We start from the raw sequence: 19,791 nt of genomic DNA, 5'->3' as shown, positions 1-19,791 counted from the left end.
CATTATGATGATTTTGACTGATAAAAAGCCACGTGTGAATGTTGAAGGGATTCTGACCAGCGAAGAAATCCATGAAATTGAACATCACATGGGTCATTACCCATACCCACGCGCAGCGTCTTTGGATGCCTTAAAGTGTGTACAACGCCGTAACGGTTGGGTAGATGATGCGCAGTTACATGCAATTGCTCAATTATTGACAATTACAACTGCGGATTTGGAAGGTGTTGCAACATTCTATAACCGTATTTACCGTCAACCTGTGGGTCGCCACGTAATTTTATTATGTGATTCGATTGCATGTTTCTTGATGGGTGCGGAAACTTTAGCAGAAGCTTTCCAACGCGAACTGGGTATCCAATTTGGTCAAACGACAGCTGATGGTCGTTTTACTTTATTGCCGATCTGTTGTTTAGGGAACTGTGACAAAGGTCCAACCTTAATGATTGATGAAGATACTCACGGTTTGGTTGAAGTGACTTCTGTGAAACAGTTATTGGAGAAGTATGTATGAATACCGAACCAAGACCAATTTATGGCGACGGAAACCCTGAAACTCACCCATTAACATGGCGTTTGAGTAAACAGGAATTTGTTCGTAGTGCTGATGACTATGAAGCTTTAGAAGGCTATGCAGGCTTTAAAAAAGCGCTGTCTATGCCACCTAAAGATGTTCTTGAAGTCATCAAAGCAGCGACTGTAAAAGGTCGTGGTGGTGCAGGTTTCCCAGCAGGGATTAAATGGTCATTGATGGCACCGAATGATGGTGGTCCTCGTTACCTGATCTGTAATGCCGATGAGATGGAACCGGGTACATTCAAAGACCGTTTGTTGATGGAAAAACTTCCACATCAATTGATCGAAGGAATGTTGATTGCAGGTTATACCCTTGAAGCTACGCAAGGCTATATCTTCATTCGTGGTGAGTACATTGAAGCTGCTCAATACTTAAATGAAGCTTTAGAGCAAGTTCGTGCTAAAGGTTATTTGGGTGACAACATCTTAGGTACAGGTTGGAACTTTGATCTCCATGTACATACAGGTGCGGGTCGTTATATCTGCGGTGAAGAAACTGCATTGATTAACTCACTCGAAGGTCGCCGTGCCAATCCACGTACTAAACCTCCATTCCCGCAAGTTGCAGGCGCATGGGGTCGTCCTACGATTGTGAATAACGTAGAAACCTATAACAACTTGCCTGCAATTATGTTGCGTGGTCCTGAGTGGTATATCGGTTTGTCTGCGGGTAAATCTAAAGATCCAGGCACTAAAATCTATGGTGCATCAGGAAAAGTTACTTTCCCTGGGTTATGGGAATTACCATTCGGTACAACTGCACGTGAAGTGATTGAAGACTATGCTGGCGGTATGCGTGATGGTCTTAAGCTTAAAGCATGGTTGCCGGGTGGCGCATCAACGGATTTCTTGGCTGCTGAGCACATTGATCTTCCAATGGATTCAGAAAGCATTATGAAAGCAGGTTCTCGTCTAGGGACATGTTTGTTAATGGTGGTTGATGAAACCCAATGTATGGTTTCTGCGACCCGTAACTTAGAAGAATTCTTTGCACGTGAATCATGTGGTTTCTGTACACCATGCCGTGATGGTTTACCTTGGGCAGTGAAAGCACTTGTCGCTATTGAGAAGGGCGAAGGGAAGATGGAAGACATTCAACATCTTCAAGAACTGACTCGTAAGTTATGGATTGGTAAAACATTCTGTGCTCACGCACCAGGTGCGATGGAACCATTGATGGGTGCACTCAAATATTTCCGTAGCGAGTTTGAAGCTAAAGTGACAGATCGTCCTGTAGCCCAAGCCAGCCACGTAGAACAAGTTTAAGGAATTCGACTATGGCTACAATTCATGTCGATGGAAAATCGTACGAAGTCAATGGCTCGGAAAACCTGCTGCAAGCATGTTTGAGCCTTGGCATCGACATCCCATATTTTTGTTGGCATCCAGCTTTAGGTTCTGTCGGTTCTTGCCGTCAATGTGCTGTTACTCAATATGCGAATCCAGAAGATACTCGCGGTCGCTTAGTAATGTCATGTATGACCCCTGCATCTGACAATACCTATATTTCGATTGAAGACAAAGAAGCAAAAGATTTCCGTGAGTCTATCGTGGAATTCTTAATGACCAACCATCCACACGACTGTCCAGTCTGTGAAGAAGGTGGTCATTGTCATCTTCAAGATATGACTGTGATGACACAACACGACCGTCGTCGCTATCGCTTTACTAAACGTACACACCATAACCAAGAGTTAGGTTCTTTCATTGCACATGAAATGAACCGTTGTATCGCATGTTATCGTTGTGTTCGTTACTATAACGATTATGCAGGTGGTACAGATTTTGGTGTTTATGCCAATGCATCACGTGTTTACTTTGGTCGTCCAGAATCAGGAACTTTAGAGTCTGAATTCTCTGGTAACTTGACTGAAGTTTGTCCAACAGGTGTGTTTACCGATAAAACACATTCGGCACGCTATAACCGTAAATGGGACATGCAGTATGCGCCAAGCGTATGCCAAGGCTGTTCTTCAGGCTGTAACATTTCACCGGGTGAACGTTATGGTGAATTACGTCGTGTAGAAAACCGTTTCAATGGTGAAGTTAACCAATACTTCTTGTGTGACAAAGGTCGTTTTGGTACGGGTTATGTGAACCGTGAAGATCGTCCACGTCAGCCACAGTTCCGTAATGGTGCAGATGTTGAAATCGTTTCTGTAGATACAGCACTTGATACAGTGATCGCAAATGTTCAGGGCAAAAAAGTCTTGGGTATTGGTTCGCCACGTGCATCATTAGAATCAAACTACGCATTGCGTGAGTTGGTGGGTCAGCAAAACTACTCAACAGGGATGTCTCAAAAAGAGCAAAACTTGGTCGAGTTGGCTGCTTCAATCATGCAGGCTGAGGGTGTTTATAACCCAGGTATGCGTGAGATTGAAAGCTATGATGCTGTCTTGATCCTCGGTGAAGATCTTACTCAAACAGCACCGCGTATGGCATTGTCAGTTCGCCAAGCTGCTAAAAACAAAGCCAAACAAATGGCTGCAGACCGCCGTACTCAAGATTGGTTGGCTGAACCAGTAAAACGTATTGGTCAGGATGAAAATTCTCCGATTTATATCTTGGCTGCGACACAAACACGTTTAGCTGATGTGGCTGCGGGTGAAGTTGTTGCTTCTCCAAACGACATTGCACGTTTAGGTTTTGCTGTTGCTGCTGCTGTAAAAGGTGAGGCAATTCTTGGTTTAGATGACGATGCGAAAGCATTTGCTCAAACCGTTGCGGATACATTAAAAGCTGCGAAAAAGCCATTAATCATCTCTGGAACAAGCTTACAAGATGCTGCCATCATGGAAGCTGCTGCACAGGTTGCGCAGAATCTAGGTGAAAATGCAGGTCTAACATTGACGGTTCCTGAAGTGAACTCAATGGGCTTGGCACTGTTCGGTGGTTTAAGCTTAGAGCAAGCATTTGCACAAGATTATGATTCAATCATTATTGTTGAAAATGATCTATTCCGTCGCCTACCAGCAACTCAAGTAGAAGCTGCATTAGCCAAAGCGCAAAGTGTGATTGTGCTTGATCACTCTGAAACTGAAACTGTAAATGCTGCAGATGTGGTTCTTTCTGCTGCAAGCTTCGCTGAAGGCGATGGTACGGTAGTCAGTCAAGAGGGTCGTGCACAACGTTTCTACCAAGTTTATGATCCAAGTTACTACAAACCAGAGTATGCCATTAAAGAATCATGGCGCTGGTTGCATGCCATTGAAACAGGTGTGCAAGGTAAAGCGATTTCATGGACCTTGTTGGATGATGTGATTGAATCTGTTGTGAAAAATGTTCCAGCATTGGAAGCGATTCAAGATGTTGCACCTGATGCAGGCTATCGTGTTCATGGTTTGAAAATTGCCCGTGAACCACGTCGTTACTCAGGTCGTACTGCAATCCGTGCACCGTTGAACGTACATGAGCCGAAACAACCTGTCGATGTCGATACCGCATTAACATTCTCAATGGAAGGTTATGTTGGACCACAAAATGCATCGTCATTGGTACCATTTGCATGGGCACCGGGTTGGAACTCTCCACAAGCTTGGAATAAATACCAAGACGAAGTAGGGGGGCACCTGAAAGGTGGTGATTCTGGTGTTCGTTTATTTGATCGTTTAGTGAAACGTCCTGCTCGTAGCTATGTTGCGCCAAGTGCAGTTGTAAACAATCCAGACAGTTTCCGTCTTGTTCCAATGCATCATATTTTTGCTTCTGGTGAATTTACAGTAAAAACACCAGCGATGGAGTCACGTATTCCAGAAGCTGCTTTTGCTGTAGGTGAACAAGATGCAGCACGTTTGAATGTTCAAGATGGTCAACAACTGACCGTCCAAGCTGGTGAAACGACAATCAGCCTTCCTGTGCATGTGATTGAGTATTTACCAACAGGTTATATCGGTTATCCAGTTGGACAAGCTCCAACCGTTTCACTTGCTGAACCTGTATCTGTAACGGTAGGAGTGTAATCATGAATGAATCTTTACGCGCCCTACCGACTTGGGCACAAGATTGGCCGATTGCTTATTCGGTCATCCAAGCAATTGTGATTTTGTTGGTTGTGGTTTTGCTTGCGGCATTGATGTCTTTTATTGAGCGTCGTTTGCTTGGCTTGTGGCAAGACCGTTATGGTCCGAACCGTGTAGGTCCGGGCGGGATGTTCCAGATCGTTGCTGACATGCTTAAAATCATGTTTAAAGAAGACTGGACACCGAAGTTCGTTGATAAACTCACGTTCCGTTTAGCACCAGCAGTTGCGATGGCAACTGCGGTACTGTCATTTATGGTTATTCCTGTTTCACCTTATTTAGGTGTTGCAGATATGAGCATTGGCTTATTGTTCTTTATGGCAATGGCAGGTATCGCTGTTTATGCTGTGTTATTTGGTGGTTGGGCTTCAAACAACAAATATGCATTGCTTGGTGGTCTACGTTCAGCAGCACAAACCATTTCTTATGAAGTCTTCTTAGGGATTTCATTGATGGGTGTGGTTGCGATTGCTGGTTCATTCAATTTGCGTGAAATCGTAGAAGCACAACGTGATGTATGGTTTGTGGTTCCACAATTCATTGGTTTCATGATCTTTGTGGTTGCTGGTGTTGCAGTAACACATCGTCACCCATTTGACCAACCAGAAGCTGAGCAAGAGTTGGCAGAGGGTTACCACGTTGAGTATGGTGGTATGAAATGGGGGATGTTCTTCGTTGCTGAATACGTCAACATCATCCTGATTTCAGCACTGATCGTGACTTTATTCTTCGGCGGTTGGTTAGCACCATTTAATTTAAATATTCCATTCATTCCAGATGCGTTCTGGTTCATTGCGAAAACAGCATTCTTTGTAATGATGTTTGTCTTGGCTCGTGGTTCTTTAATGCGTCCACGTTATGACCAAGTAATGAATTTTGGTTGGAAAGTGTGTTTACCACTTGCATTGGTCAACCTTTTGGTGACTGGTGCTGTGATTCTGATGAATCAAGCCTAGGACAGCAGGGAGTACAAAATGTATAAAATTCTAGCTGGCGTAGGATCAATTGTTCGTTCGTTGTGGATGGTGTTTAGCCATGTCACACGCAAACGCGATACGATTTTATATCCAGAAGTTCCAGCCGAGCAAATCGTACCTCCACGTTACCGTGGTCGTATCGTACTAACACGTGACCCAGACGGTGAAGAACGTTGTGTTGCGTGTAACTTATGTGCGGTTGCATGTCCTGTTGGCTGTATTTCATTACAGAAAGCTGAAAAAGAAGATGGACGTTGGTATCCAGAATTCTTCCGTATTAACTTCTCACGCTGCATTTTCTGCGGTATGTGTGAAGAAGCATGTCCAACAACTGCAATTCAGTTAACACCAGACTTTGAGCTTGGTGAATATGTACGTCAAGATCTTGTGTATGAGAAAGAAAACTTACTCATTTCAGGTCCAGGAAAATATCCTGACTACAATTTCTACCGTGTGACTGGTATGACGATTGATGGTAAAGAAAAAGGTCAAGCGCAGCGTGAAAGCGCGCCTGTAGATGTACGGAGCTTATTACCATGATGTGGCCATTTTATTTAATGGCTCTTGTGGCCATTGTTTCTACGGTTCGTGTTGTGACTAACGCGAATCCTGTACATGCTTTATTAAGTTTGATCGTTTCATTACTTGCAGTTGCAGGTATGTTCTTGACGATTGGTGCACCATTTGCAGCTGCACTTGAAGTGATTGTTTATGCCGGTGCGATCATGGTGTTGTTCGTATTCGTTGTGATGATGCTCAATCTTGGTCAGCATACAGTTGACCAAGAACGTAAATGGTTGACTTCAGATGCTTGGGCTTATCCAGCACTCATGAGCTTTTTAATGGGCTTATGTTTAGTTTGGGTATTGGGTTCAGATCATGTACAGCAGGGTGCTGTACTTGGAACTCAAGTCATTGGTCCTAAAGTTGTTGGTCAAGCACTCTTTACCCACTATTTATTATTGGTTGAAGTTGCCGCGATGTTATTGCTTGCAGCCTTGGTTGCAGCATTCCACTTAGGCAAACGTGAACCAAGTGCAGAAGAGGATAAACAGTAATGGGCAACATTCCTTTAGAACATGGTTTGATCGTTGCATCTATTCTTTTTGCACTGGGTTTTTACGGTGTAATGGTGCGACGCAATTTATTATTTATGTTGATGAGCCTTGAGATCATGATGAATGCAGCCGCATTGGCATTCGTTGTGGCAGGAAGTGCATGGGCACAACCTGATGGTCAAATTATGTTTATTTTGATCCTTACTCTTGCTGCGGCAGAGGCGTGTATCGGTCTTGCGATCGTCCTTCAGTTCTACCATCGCTTCCATCATCTGGATGTAGATGCTGCTAGTGAGATGCGCGGATGAGCTATTTATATTTAACAATTTTATTTCCGCTCATTGGTTTTGTCCTTTTAGCGGCAGGGCGTAATAAACTTCCTGAAAATGTAGCAGCCATTATTGGTGCAGGTTCTGTTGGTCTTTCAGCATTATTTGCATTGCTTGCAGGCATGGACTTTGTAAAACAGGGTTCAGTTGCTCAAGCACAGCATTTGTGGACTTGGTTTAATGTGGGTGGTTTTGCGCCAGGCGTAAGTTTGCATCTTGATGGCTTATCATTATTGATGATGGGCATGATCACAGGTGTGGGTTTCTTGATCCATATCTTTGCAACTTGGTATATGCGTGGTGAAGAAGACTTTGCTCGTTTCTTCTCATATTTCAACTTATTCGTTGCCAGCATGTTGGTGTTGGTTTTGGGTGACAACTTAGCGTTGTTATTCTTAGGTTGGGAAGGCGTAGGTCTGTGTTCTTACCTGTTGATTGGTTATTACTATCAAAACCCTGCAAACGGTTTTGCTGCAATCAAAGCATTTACAGTGACTCGTGTGGGTGATGTATTCTTACTGATCGCATTGTTCTTGCTTTACCAACAATTTGGTACTTTGCATATTGGAACGATCGTTGCCAATGCTTCACAAGTTTTAGCACTTGATCACAACCTTGCACTTTGGACATCATTGATGTTGTTCTTGGGTGCTGCGGGTAAATCTGCACAAATCCCATTACAAACGTGGTTGGCAGATGCAATGGCTGGTCCTACACCAGTATCTGCATTGATCCATGCTGCAACAATGGTAACAGCAGGTGTTTACTTGTGCTGCCGTATGTTCTCTGTGTTTGAAATGACGCCAGAAGTAATGCAGTTCATTTCGATTACTGGTGCAGTGACATTGCTAGTTGCAGGTTTTGCTGCCTTGGTGCAAACGGACATCAAACGTATTTTGGCTTACTCTACAATGAGTCAGTTAGGTTATATGTTTATGGCTGTAGGTGCTGAAGCATACCAAGCTGGTCTGTTCCATATGCTTTCACACGCATTCTTTAAGGCATTATTATTCTTGTCTTCAGGTGCAGTGATTCTGGCTTACCATCACGAGCAAAACATCTTCAAGATGGGTGGCTTGTTCTACAAAAACAAATTCTTATTCGCTTGTTTTGCAATAGGTGGTGGTGCACTTGCTGCAATTCCATTTATTACGATCGGCTTCTTCTCTAAGGATGCAATCTTGGGTGCTGTTTGGGCGCAAGGTCAATCTGTAGCACTGTATGGCTCATTGTATTGGGTTGGTGTTGCTGGTGCATTCCTGACTTCGATTTATACTTTCCGTTTAATCTGGGTGGTATTCTTCGGTGAAGAAAAAACACATTATCACGAAATCAAAGGTGCGACATATTGGGCGCCTTTAGGTATCTTGGCTGTTCTTTCAACTGGTTTGGCTTATTTCTTAAAAGCGCCAGTCATGAATGTTTTAAATGCTGCTCATATTCCTGCATTTGAAGTATCAAAAGCAGTTGAAGAAGGTATGCATGGTGCAGAACACCTTGCTGTAGGTATCGCATTGGCTGGTTTAGCAGTAGGTGTTGTATTATTTGCATTTGCTTATAAAGCGGTTAAAGGCTTTGCAGCAACTTCATTTGGTGCTGGGCTTGCGAATATTTGCCGTAATGCATTTGGTTTCGATTCTTTATATAACCTTGTATTCGTTCAACCTTATTTGCTTATTGCGAAAATCTTAGGTCGTGATCCAATTGATGGCTTATGGCTTGTCTTACCTGCAATCGTAAAAGGTGGTAATAAATTTACAAGTACCCGTCAAACAGGTTCATTACGTGAATATGCATCAAGTATGTCACTCGGTGTAGTGGTATTGCTGATGATCTTGATCGTGATTCAGGTAGTGGGGAAATAAGATGGAAATCACAAACAATTGGATTTTACCCGCACTGATTCTTGTACCTTTTATTGCAGGTTTCGCGTGTTGGTTAGTCGATAAACTTGATAAACATTTGCCTCGTTATATCGCATTAGTGGGAATGCTCATTACTTTGGGCTTAACCGTTATTTTGTGGAAACAAGGTGGATTTGATTATGCTTTAGGCGGTCAAGCGCCGACTTGGGCAGCTGAGTTCTATGTCCCTTGGATTAAAACACTGGGTATTAACATTCACTTAGCGGTCGATGGTCTTTCGCTTCTTATGGTCGGTTTAACAGCATTACTGGGTGTACTTGCTGTTGGCTGTTCATGGGGCGAAATTCAAAAGAATGTTGGTTTCTTCCACTTAAACCTTTTATGGTCATTGGGTGGGGTAATCGGGGTTTTCCTTGCAATTGATATGTTCTTATTCTTCTTCTTCTGGGAGATGATGCTGGTTCCTATCTACTTCTTGATCGCACTTTGGGGTCATAAAGGTGCAGATGGTAAATCACGTGTTTACGCAGCAACCAAGTTCTTTATTTATACCCAAGTCGCGGGTCTCATCATGCTTGTTGGTATATTGGGGCTGGTGATCATTGGTTATAGCACGGATGGTCGAATTGGGTTTGGTTATACGCACTTGATGAGTGTTGCAAATGCATTAGACGCTAATCCTAGTACAGCTGGTTATGCTTATGCATTGATGATCTGTTTGTTTATTGGTTTTGCCGTAAAACTTCCAGTCTTCCCATTGCATGGCTGGTTACCGGATGCCCATGCGCAAGCGCCAACCGCAGGTTCTGTAGACTTAGCTGGTATTTTGATTAAAACTGCTGCATACGGTTTACTTCGTTTTGTAATGCCTTTCTTCCCAGCAGCATCTGCACAGTTTGCTGATATTGCAATTATTTTCGGTTTGATTGGTATTTTCTACGGTGCTTGGTGTGCTTTCCAGCAAACGGATATGAAACGTTTGTTGGCGTATACTTCTATTTCACACATGGGCTTCGTATTACTTGCACTTTATGCAGGTAATATCCTGACATTCCAAGGCTTAATGATCATGATGTTGGCACATGGCTTGTCATCTGCTGCATTATTCATTATGTGTGGTCAGGTCTATGAGCGCTTACATACACGTGATTTACGTTTGATGGGTGGTATTCGTGGTCAATTCCAGTATCTACCATTCTTCTTAATGTTCTTTGTATCAGCACTTGTGGGTATCCCAGGTCTAGGTAACTTTATCGGTGAATTCCTGATCCTTATGGGTTCATTTGCCAAGTTCCCAACATTTACAATTATTGCTGCGATTAGCTTAGTCTTTGCTGGTCTTTATGGTCTAATTCTGATTCATAAAGCATTATTTGGTACACCAAATGAAGCACAGAAGCCACATTATGAAAGCCCGTTAAAAGACTTAAATACACGTGAAACTGTGATTTTATTGGTCTGCGCACTTGGCTTACTTTGGTTAGGTGTACATCCACAAACATTCCTTGATATTTCAAACTCAAGTATGGCGTGGTTAGCAAATAGCTATATTCCAGTTCAAGAAATTGTCGATACAGCTCAACAAGTTGTATCTCAACAAAATGTGGAGATCCAATAGTCATGAACTTCACTATGTCATTTTCGGATCTCATGCCTTTAGCACCAGTTTTTATTGTTGCATTGACAGCGATTGTGGTGATGATTCTGATTGCGATTAAACGTAATCACAATTTGATTGCAACTGTTTCGGTGATTGGTTTAAACCTTGCTTTGGCAAATATATTACTTACTTTGTTTGGTAAGGCATTTGTCCCAGGACCGGTCATGAACATGTTTATGGTTGATCCATTTACATTGTTCTACCAAGTGATGATTTTAATTGCTGCATTGGCTTGCTGCACATTGTCACATGCATATATTGAAACTTATAAAGACAACCGTGAAGAATTGTATCTGCTTATGCTGATTTCAGTTTCAGGTGCAATGTTGATGGTTGCAAGTTCTCATTTTGCATCGTTCTTTATCAGCCTTGAATTGATGTCTATTCCTATATATGGCTTATTGGCATATACCTATCAACGTGGAAAATCGCTCGAAGCAGGTGTGAAGTATCTTGTACTTTCTGCGACAGCTTCTGCCATGTTGTTGATGGGAATGGCTTATGTCTATTCAGCAGTCGGTTCTCTGTCTTTTGCAGGTCAAATTGATGATTTGTTCTGGAAATTGAGTAAAACTCAAAATCCAGAACTGATCATGGCAATCCAATCGGCACTTGGGCAATATCACCAACTGATCGAAACACCAATGGTCATTATTGGTTTGGGTCTGATTATTGCAGCTGTGGCATTTAAACTTTCTCTTGCGCCATTCCATAAATGGACACCAGATGTTTATCAAGGTGCACCTGCACCGATTGCGACGTTCCTTGCAACAGTTTCAAAAATTGCAATGATCGGATTGTTGGTCCGTTATTTATTATCTTCAGGCGTGATTGGCATTGAATCAATTCAGACGGTTATCGTCGTTATTGCAGTTCTTTCAATCCTTGCAGGTAACTTACTTGCAGTGCGTCAAGTCAACTTGAAGCGTATTTTAGCGTATTCATCAATCGCTCATTTTGGTTATCTGCTTCTTGGTTTAGTGAGTGCTTCATTCCTTAGCCTGACATCTGTTGGTGTATATGTATTTACTTATGTCATCACAACCATCGGTGCTTTCGGTGTGGTTGCCTTGATGTCTAGTCCATACAATAATGTTGATGAAGCTGAGTCACTTGCGGATTATCGTGGTTTGTTCTGGCGTCGCCCTGTGCTTACTGCAACTTTAACAGTCATGATGTTATCTCTAGCAGGGATTCCATTGACTGCTGGTTTCATTGGTAAGTTCATGTTAGTGATGACCACTGTGTCTCAACAACACTGGTTCTATGCAGCAATGATCATCATTGGTAGTGGTATTGGTTTGTACTATTACTTACGTGTCATGATCGTTCTGTATATGACACCACCGGATACACCACGTATTGATGCAGATAAGCATTGGGGGCAAAAAGCAGGCGGTATCATGGTTCTTCTTGCTGCCTTATTGGTACTGGTATTTGGTGTTTACCCAGATCCGATTATCGCTTTGGCACATGGTGCTCAAATCGTTGCGCCTTTGCATATCATTTTGCAATAATCTGATGAAAGTAAGTTATTAACAAAAAAAGCCCTCATTTGTTGAGGGCTTTTCTTATCTCTTATATAAAAAACAATTATAATAGCGGAAATTTACTTTTATCCTTTTAGGTAATCTCCTGTGTCAATTCAAGAAATCCGTCATCCGCTTATCCGTCATAAACTTGGTCTATTACGCCGTGCTGATATAAGTACCAAGAACTTTCGTGAGCTTGCTCAAGAAGTGACTATGCTTTTGACTTATGAAGCGACTAAAGATTTACCAGTTTGTGATCACGAGATTGATGGCTGGAATGGCAAGGTGAGTGTAGATCGTATTGCTGGTAAAAAAATTACGGTTGTGCCGATTTTACGTGCGGGTATTGGGATGCTAGATGGTTTTTTAAATCTTATTCCAAGTGCTAAAGTTTCAGTATTAGGACTTGAGCGTGATGAAGAAACTTTGGAAGCGCGTACCTATTATAAAAAATTAGTTCCAGATGTTCAGAATCGTTTAGCCATGATTATTGATCCAATGCTGGCAACAGGTTCGTCTTTGGTTGCTGCAATTGATGTATTAAAAGCCAGTGGTTGTAAAGATATCCGTGTGATGGTGCTTGTTGCTGCACCAGAAGGGATTAAACGTGTTGAAGCTGCACATCCTGATGTAACGATTTTTACTGCCTCTATTGATCAAGGCTTAAACGAAAATGGCTATATCGTGCCGGGCTTAGGTGATGCAGGTGATAAAATTTTTGGTAGTGTGCAAAAAGATTAAAATTTAGTATGATCAAAGGAGGCGATAGGGGCCTCCTTTTTTTATTCTAATAAATGAGAAAAAAATGTTTCGTAAGGGGATAGTCATTTTTTATGATGAAAAATCTGCTAAGGGCTTAATAGAATTAAAAAACGATCATCAACAAGTTGTTTTTAAATTAGAAGATTTTTCAAACCAAACTGTTCTCCCACAACTTGGAGAGCGGATTAAGTGTGTTGTGCTGGAACAAAATGGAGAAGTTTTAGCTAAATTTATCGTACGTCTAGATCATAAAAACTATGTCACTGACCCAAATCGATCTTTACCTATTCAGCATTTATATGAAGAAAATGTCTATGAGAATGTAAGAAAAGCGCGAAAGGCACATAAGAAAAGAAGAGTGATTGAGGATGAGCAATTACCAGACAATGTTCAATCATTGACAAGACCTGCGTTGCAAGCCCAAACGATGCAAATGAGTGAAGACATAAAACTGGATGTTGTTGTACAAGACATATGTAGTCCAGAAAATAAGACTCAAGAACAGCCCAGTCAAGACAAACAACTACAAGATTACGCGCCAACACTATCGTATCAAGTCGAAGACAAATCATTATTGACAGATCCAAACCTTGTTAATGCAGGCAAAGATACAGCTGAAGCAATTTCTGCAATAGCACTATTCGATACGGTTCAAATCTCGAAAACTGAACCATCTTTAGCCCGAATTCAAATGGACAATCCTGCTACTCAAAAAAATATAAGCCTGCACTGCGAAAGTGAGGAAAGAGCGATCGTCCATGAAAAGCAACAGCACTTGGGAGATAGCAAGCGTGAAGCTGTTGTTGATCTTCAGACGCAAACTGTAGTTTTAACGCATCCAGTTGAACATAGAATTCTTGAAAAAAATATGCATTTGAATGTGTTACAGCAATTTTTTCAAAATATTAAAATTCAATTCTTTTATTCTAAACGTAAGCAGCCGAAGAAGAAAACAGCTTCTGAACCAGTTATACGGTTGAATCCTTGGATAGTCATTATTGGCATTATTTTATTTATCGGTGTAAATTGTGTTATGTATGCCATGGATCGTTATAAGCAGTACAAAATTGAAAGTGTAATGAAGTTACAACAATATCAACAGCAACAAAAAGATGCAATTAAACAGCAGAAACGCGAGGCATACTCGCGCTAAGTCTCTGAAATGAGTAAAATATATTGTGATTCATATGTATTTATAAGAGAAATGCTATGTTTTATTTGGGGCAAATCATTGAGTATCACGATGATAAAGGATATGGGCTTTTATTAGATCACCACTCTGCACAAACCGTGGCGTTTTATATTGCTGATTTTCCAAAAGAAGGGGGGCAGCCTAAAAAGGGTGAAACCATCAAATACGTTGTGATCAATGATAAAGGTACGTTTAAAGCACATCAAATGATCCGTTTAGATGTGGCGATGAGCAATGATCTTAAAAGTAAAAAGGTGGATATCGATAAACAAAGAAATATTTTAAGGGCAAGTCAAACGGATAGTCGTAAATTCGGTTTTATTTCTTTTGTAATTTTGGTGATGGTTTTTGGATTGGTTTATTTTAGTTTTGCGGCTTGGACCCAATATCAAAGTTATCAAAAAGATCAACTGGCAAAATTTGAATTGTTTGAACAACAGCAGAAACAAATTGTAGCGCAACAGCGAAAAGAAGTAGGTTATGTAAAACCTGTAAAATTTAGTGAAAAATCTGAAAATGCTTTAAATGGAAAAAATGAGGCGTTGCGTATACAAAATGCGCCTGCTGTAGCCATGACTGTGAATACACCTACAGTGGCTTCCACTCATACATCACCATATCGTTGTGATGGAAAAACCCATTGCAGTCAGATGAGTTCCTACGAAGAAGCATTGTTTTTTATTCGGAATTGTCCAAATACTCAAATGGACGGTGATCATGATGGTCAACCATGTGAACGCCAGTTTGGGCATTAACTCATTCAAAAAGCAAAAGAAAAGCTCCACGTGGAGCTTTAAATTTATTTACTTTCACAAAACTTCATGAAGGCTCTTAAGCCGGGACCTTGGTATTTCTGACGGTGTACCAACATAAACAATGGACGAGCCAGTTGCCAGAAAGGAGTATTTAGAATCACCAATTGTCCCTTATCCAGTAAGGGTTGAATAGCCAATTTAGAGATACATGACATACCTAAGCCACCAGCGACTATTTTTAAGATGGCTTCGTTATGACCCAATGTTAAGCGGATATTGGCATCTTGAAGGTCTTTAAGAATCGCATTATCAAATACTTCACGTGTTCCAGAGCCTTCCTCACGTAAAATCCATTCTACATGTTGGAAATCAGATTGTCTGAGTTCACGATGTAAGTTGGCAAGAGGATGACTAGGTGAACAGCACACGGCAAGCTCATCATCACGCCAATGTATACATTGCAATTGAGGTAAGAAACAAGAGCCTTCGATTAAAGCCAAATCAAGTTGAAACTGATTAACTGCTTCGATCATCTGGCGTGTATTACCGACTTGAAGCTGTAAATGAGCTTGGGGTTGAATTTGTAGGAAATCCGCCATTAAATCAGGCATTAAGTAATCACTAATGGTCAGTGTGGCACCAATGCGTAAGTCAATACTTTGCAATTCACCTTTGGCGGCTTGTTCAAAAGCTTCACAGCGACCTAAGATTTCTAAAGCTTGTGGCAATAGAAATCGTCCTAAATCATTTAATTGTAGTCGTTTCCCTAAACGGTCAAACAGAGGAGCACCCAAACCATCCTCTAAGTCTGCCAAAGCCATACTTGCTGCACTTTGAGTTAACCGAACTGCATCACTTGCTTTGGTTACGGTACCTTCCTGAGCGACAGCAACAAACACAGCCAGTTGGCGTAAAGTCATTCGCATAAGTAGAGCCTTAACATTTTAATATTCATACATTATATAGGCATGCTACCATGAGCACTATGTTTCATGCCACGAAGAAATTATGTCAATTGAAAAATTTAGCATAGAAAAGGTCTTATCTGTTCATCGTTGGACGAATACGCTTTTTAGTTTCACCATGACTCGACCCGCTCATTTTAAATTCACCGCAGGGCAATTCGCTCGAATCGGTTTAAAAGTCGGTGATGATTTGGTGGTAAGGGCTTATTCCGTGGTTTCCTCGCCTTTTGATGAAACACTGGAATTTTTTTCAATTGTCGTGCCCGATGGTGCATTCACGTCAAATTTACAACATCTTAACGTGGGTGATGAACTGTATTTGGAAAAAATTCCATACGGATTCTTAACTTTAGCACGTTATCAATTACCACTTCCGCAAGACTTGTGGTTACTGGCAACAGGTACGGGATTGGCGCCATTTATTTCGATGTTACAAGACTTTGAAACATGGTCAAAATACCAAAAAATCAATTTGGTATATAGCGTAAGAACCGCATCTGAATTGGCCTATGTGGATCGTATCCAAGAGATCGCAGAGCAATTTGGTGAAGGGCATACAGGATTTAAATTTATTCCTATTATTACACGAGACCCACACGCAGCCTTGCATGATCGCTTACCGATATTGATTGAAAATGGTGAGTTGGAAAAAGCTGCTGATTTACACTTTAATGTCGAAACCACACATGTCATGTTGTGCGGTAATCCACAGATGGTCGATGATACCAAAGCGGCGCTTAAAGCCCGTGGTTTAACCATGAACCGCCGTGGTGAAGGCAATATTGCTGTTGAAAATTATTGGTAAATGATCTCTTCAGATGAGAGAAAGATATCAACGATCTTTCTCTTCATAATCAGAAAATAGTTTCTGCAAAATTAAGAGACGACTCTTGATACAATATTTTGCTTCAACCGTTCGGTTGAATAGGCGTTGGCATCTACAAACGTTTCATGTTTTAGAATCAATTGTCTAAGCAGTTGAGCTGAGGCTGGTCCCATACATAAGCCATTACGATAATGTCCAAAGTTCGCCCATAAATTATTGAGCTCTGGCATTTTTCCAATATAAGGAATGCCTGTTGGCGAGCTTGGGCGCAAGCCAGCCCATTGCTTCACAATTGGAAAATTGGCCAATTCAGGCACCATTTCAATACACGCTTTATAAATGCTTTGTTGTACAGAGATACTAGGGCGATGATCAAAGCCAATATGATTCATACTCGAACCGCATACGATATGTCCATCTGTACGTGGAATGAGATACATGACGTTGTTCATACACATGGTTGGAAGCCAGTTTTCAGGAGTTTTAAACAACATCATCTGACCTTGAACAGGATTAACAGGAATCGTTAACTGCAACTGCTCACTCCAACAATTAGACCAAGCACCTGTTGCAATCACAAAATGATCAGCTGAAAAGTCTTGTCCATTTGCAGTTTGAACAGATTGAATCTGTTCATTTTGAATATTAAATTTCTCAATCCATGTGTTTTCACGGATATCAGCCAAAGGATGTTGTTTTAGATAGCTGATCAGTGATTTGAGTAGTCGAGGGTTGCGTACATTGGCTAACTGTGGAAAGTAGATCGCATGTTGAAATTGTTCAGAAATTTGTGGATTAACTTGTTTAAGTTTTTCTCTGGATAAATATTCACAATGTTGCATGGGTTCTTGGTATTGGTCTTTATAATTGAGTCCAATCTCAAAATCTGCTTCGTCGAAGATCAACATGCCAGTTTCATGAATTTCAAAGTCTATACCTGTTTTAGGGAATAGTTTTCGATTCCAATCTTGGTAAAGTTGCTTGCCATATTGAGCCAAATGGTTGACTTCTTGTGGATAGCGCCAAGGGTACATCGGAGACAGAATACCACCGCCTGCCCAAGAAGCGGCTTGTCCAGCATGTTGTTGATCGAATAGGGTGACTTTACAGCCTTGTTCAATAAGTTCAAGTGCACTGAGTAAGCCACTTACTCCAGCACCGATAATGGCAATATGCATGGTGTATTCTGTAAAAGTAAATAAATTTGAATGAACGAGAGTTCAACCTATATTTCTGTACGATGGCATCATCGTAAAATGATTCTGACCGCTCGATTAACTTTTGATTTGATCTACTGTGTTGACAACAGTAGATCAAATCAATTCAAAGCGGATTGCTCTTTATCGCTAAACATTTTTTGCGACCAATAAGGGAGTCCATCCATCGCAAAAAAATTTACATGTAAAATGTAGTCCTATTGGAGACAATAGGAGATGACATCCATAGGTATCGTTTATAGCAGCGTGAGAATTTACTTCATCTGTTTTAATTGACGTGCTGCATCTTCCGCATAATAGGTCCAGATACCATCTGCACCAGCACGACGGAAGCACATCAACGACTCCATAATCACACTCTCAGATAACCAACCATTTTGAATCGCAGCAGCAAGCATGGCATATTCACCACTGACTTGATAAACGAAGGTTGGCACACCGAACGTATCTTTGACTTCACGGACTACATCCAAATATGGCATACCAGGTTTAACGATCACCATATCAGCACCTTCTTGAATATCGAGCGCAATTTCATGCAATGCTTCTGCACGATTGCCGACATCCATTTGGTAATTGTACTTATTACCACCTTTGAGGTTGGATGATGAACCTACTGCATCACGAAATGGACCATAGAAACTTGAAGCATACTTTGCAGAATACGCCATGATATTGGTATAGATAAAATTATTACTTTCTAAAGCTTGGCGGATAGCTCCAATCCGTCCATCCATCATGTCGCTTGGTGCAATGACATCAGCACCTGCCTCAGCATGGCTTAAAGCTTGTTTAATGAGACATTGTACAGTTTCATCATTCAGCACATAACCTGTATCATCAATGATGCCATCCTGACCATGCGTGGTATATGGATCTAATGCACCATCAGTAATCAGTACCATTTCCGGAAGTTCTTTTTTCAAAAGACGTAAAGTATTTTGAACTAATCCGTCTTCATGCCATGCAGCTTCTGCTGTTAAACTTTTGTCTTGTTGTGGTGTAACTGGAAATAAGGCAAGTTTTGATACGCCAAGTTCTAGTAGTGTTTCAGCTTTTTTTAGCAATAAATCTGCGGATAAGCGCTGAACATTTGGCATACTGGGTACATCTTGGGTCTGGTTTTGCCCTGGAAGTACAAATACTGGGTAAATGAGATGGTCTGCCGTAAGTTGTGTTTCTCTCACCATCGCTCGAAGTTTGTCGTTTTTACGGATACGGCGCATACGAGTGGCTGGGAAAGCAGGACGATTGAACGTATAAGTCATAACAATCTCGATGTTCAGTATTAAACTAGGCACATATTGTAGCCCTTTCATATTTTTTTTGGGAAAAAGCTGAAGTTTTTTCTCATTATTGGTTTCGAAATGATGATGAGTGATTCTCCTAAAACTGATTCTGCGCAGAGCGAATCACAAAAGAAGTGGACTGGTAACTTACATTTAGGTGCAAAAGCAGATCTAAATGTCGTCCTTAACCAGTTGACCAAAGCGTTTAATGGTTCACCTTATTTTTCGCATAACAACATGCAAATGCGTGTGGTAAATGATGAAATTGAAGGGTATATCGAAATGAAGCCTTATCTGATTGGCAATGTTGCATTTCAAATCTTGCATGGCGGTGTTGCTGCGACACTGTTAGACAGTATTGGTGGGATTGTTGCAATGGGTGAGTTGTATAAACGAGCCGAACCAGACCAGCTCCCAGATACGCTCAAAAAAGTTTCTCGACTTGCAACTGTGGATATGCGTGTCGATTATCTCGCGCCTGGTCGTGGTGAATATTTTATCGCAAAAGCTGAAACCTTAAGAATGGGACGTAAGGGGTGTACGATGCGGATGACCATGGTCAACAATGAAGGTAAGGCGATCGCAACTGCAATCGCATCGTATGCCTATTGATCATGCTGACAAAGTGTACTAGGCAGTACACTTTTGTATTGTTTATGTCAATATAAGCCATCGGAAAGTATATTTTGATGGCTTATTTCTTTTTAAAAAAATATGAATATCAATAAGATCAATCTATTTTATAAAGATAAACTTTAGAGTAATA

18 protein-coding genes are annotated in these 19,791 nt (G+C 41.2%); 15 read left to right on the top strand and 3 right to left on the bottom strand.

From position 1 onward, the window contains the following. The first annotated feature begins 4 nt into the window (after positions 1-4). The 13 genes from nuoE to TOL5_RS17175 all read left to right on the top strand — a co-directional run bounded on the left by nuoE (position 5) and on the right by TOL5_RS17175 (position 14,728). On the top strand, positions 5-514 hold the full coding sequence (nuoE, locus tag TOL5_RS17235; RefSeq protein WP_004722839.1) for an NADH-quinone oxidoreductase subunit NuoE: 510 nt from the start codon (positions 5-7) through the stop codon (positions 512-514). Next, positions 511-1,842, top strand: coding sequence for an NADH-quinone oxidoreductase subunit NuoF (gene nuoF, locus TOL5_RS17230; RefSeq protein WP_004827942.1), 1,332 nt, complete (start codon positions 511-513; stop codon positions 1,840-1,842). Before nuoE ends, nuoF begins: the two co-directional genes overlap by 4 nt. An 11-nt stretch (positions 1,843-1,853) precedes the next feature. Next, positions 1,854-4,538: an NADH-quinone oxidoreductase subunit NuoG gene (gene nuoG / locus TOL5_RS17225; protein ID WP_004827944.1), complete on the top strand. Its 2,685-nt coding sequence runs from the start codon at positions 1,854-1,856 to the stop codon at positions 4,536-4,538. Positions 4,539-4,540: 2 nt separating this feature from the next. Then, positions 4,541-5,554, top strand: coding sequence for an NADH-quinone oxidoreductase subunit NuoH (gene nuoH, locus TOL5_RS17220; RefSeq protein ID WP_004827946.1), 1,014 nt, complete (start codon positions 4,541-4,543; stop codon positions 5,552-5,554). Positions 5,555-5,572: 18 nt separating this feature from the next. Then, positions 5,573-6,115, top strand: a complete 543-nt coding sequence (gene nuoI / locus TOL5_RS17215) for an NADH-quinone oxidoreductase subunit NuoI (RefSeq protein WP_005030883.1) — start codon at positions 5,573-5,575, stop codon at positions 6,113-6,115. After that, positions 6,115-6,633, top strand: a complete 519-nt coding sequence (gene nuoJ / locus TOL5_RS17210) for an NADH-quinone oxidoreductase subunit J (protein ID WP_171066809.1) — start codon at positions 6,115-6,117, stop codon at positions 6,631-6,633. Before nuoI ends, nuoJ begins: the two co-directional genes overlap by 1 nt. Then, positions 6,633-6,941 carry an NADH-quinone oxidoreductase subunit NuoK gene (gene nuoK / locus TOL5_RS17205; RefSeq protein WP_004827952.1) on the top strand — a complete coding sequence of 103 codons (309 nt, stop codon included), beginning with the start codon at positions 6,633-6,635 and terminating at the stop codon, positions 6,939-6,941. The genes nuoJ and nuoK overlap by 1 nt, the downstream gene beginning before the upstream one ends. Further along, entirely contained in the window at positions 6,938-8,827 is a 1,890-nt protein-coding gene (gene nuoL, locus TOL5_RS17200; RefSeq protein ID WP_004827954.1) for an NADH-quinone oxidoreductase subunit L, read from the top strand. Before nuoK ends, nuoL begins: the two co-directional genes overlap by 4 nt. Before the next feature lie 7 nt (positions 8,828-8,834). Next, the gene (nuoM, locus tag TOL5_RS17195; RefSeq protein ID WP_171248754.1) at positions 8,835-10,445 is read left to right on the top strand and encodes an NADH-quinone oxidoreductase subunit M; all 1,611 of its coding nucleotides are present in this window, start codon (positions 8,835-8,837) and stop codon (positions 10,443-10,445) included. A gap of 2 nt (positions 10,446-10,447) precedes the next feature. Beyond that, positions 10,448-12,004, top strand: a complete 1,557-nt coding sequence (gene nuoN, locus TOL5_RS17190; RefSeq protein ID WP_005030881.1) for an NADH-quinone oxidoreductase subunit NuoN — start codon at positions 10,448-10,450, stop codon at positions 12,002-12,004. Positions 12,005-12,124: 120 nt separating this feature from the next. Continuing rightward, positions 12,125-12,760, top strand: coding sequence for a uracil phosphoribosyltransferase (gene upp, locus TOL5_RS17185; protein ID WP_004827961.1), 636 nt, complete (start codon positions 12,125-12,127; stop codon positions 12,758-12,760). A 64-nt stretch (positions 12,761-12,824) separates the two neighbouring features. Further along, positions 12,825-13,934, top strand: a complete 1,110-nt coding sequence (locus TOL5_RS17180) for a hypothetical protein (protein WP_139420127.1) — start codon at positions 12,825-12,827, stop codon at positions 13,932-13,934. 56 nt (positions 13,935-13,990) lie between these two features. Next, positions 13,991-14,728 (top strand): excalibur calcium-binding domain-containing protein, encoded by a 738-nt coding sequence (locus TOL5_RS17175; RefSeq protein WP_221260526.1) that lies wholly within the window; start codon positions 13,991-13,993, stop codon positions 14,726-14,728. A 44-nt stretch (positions 14,729-14,772) separates the two neighbouring features. Here the strand turns inward: TOL5_RS17175 and gigC are convergent, their stop codons facing one another. Further along, positions 14,773-15,654 carry a LysR family transcriptional regulator GigC gene (gene gigC / locus TOL5_RS17170; protein ID WP_004827965.1) on the bottom strand — a complete coding sequence of 294 codons (882 nt, stop codon included), beginning with the start codon at positions 15,652-15,654 and terminating at the stop codon, positions 14,773-14,775. Positions 15,655-15,736: 82 nt separating this feature from the next. On the opposite strand from gigC, the gene TOL5_RS17165 reads away from it, so the two are divergent. Then, positions 15,737-16,498 (top strand): ferredoxin--NADP reductase, encoded by a 762-nt coding sequence (locus TOL5_RS17165; protein ID WP_046761442.1) that lies wholly within the window; start codon positions 15,737-15,739, stop codon positions 16,496-16,498. Positions 16,499-16,569: 71 nt separating this feature from the next. Here TOL5_RS17165 and thiO read toward each other — a convergent pair whose 3' ends face one another. After that, positions 16,570-17,697, bottom strand: a complete 1,128-nt coding sequence (gene thiO, locus TOL5_RS17160) for a glycine oxidase ThiO (protein ID WP_151780608.1) — start codon at positions 17,695-17,697, stop codon at positions 16,570-16,572. A gap of 293 nt (positions 17,698-17,990) precedes the next feature. Next, positions 17,991-19,004: a porphobilinogen synthase gene (hemB, locus tag TOL5_RS17155; protein ID WP_151780609.1), complete on the bottom strand. Its 1,014-nt coding sequence runs from the start codon at positions 19,002-19,004 to the stop codon at positions 17,991-17,993. A 99-nt stretch (positions 19,005-19,103) separates the two neighbouring features. Here hemB and TOL5_RS17150 point away from each other — a divergent pair, with 99 nt between their 5' ends. Further along, on the top strand, positions 19,104-19,637 hold the full coding sequence (locus tag TOL5_RS17150) for a thioesterase family protein (RefSeq protein WP_004827972.1): 534 nt from the start codon (positions 19,104-19,106) through the stop codon (positions 19,635-19,637). Positions 19,638-19,791 lie beyond the last annotated feature (154 nt).

Origin of the sequence: Acinetobacter sp. Tol 5 (assembly GCF_019702905.1) — a bacterium.
Classification (GTDB): domain Bacteria; phylum Pseudomonadota; class Gammaproteobacteria; order Pseudomonadales; family Moraxellaceae; genus Acinetobacter; species Acinetobacter bereziniae.
Note: the sequence above shows the minus strand (reverse complement) of the source record. Positions and strands in the feature narration are given on the sequence as shown.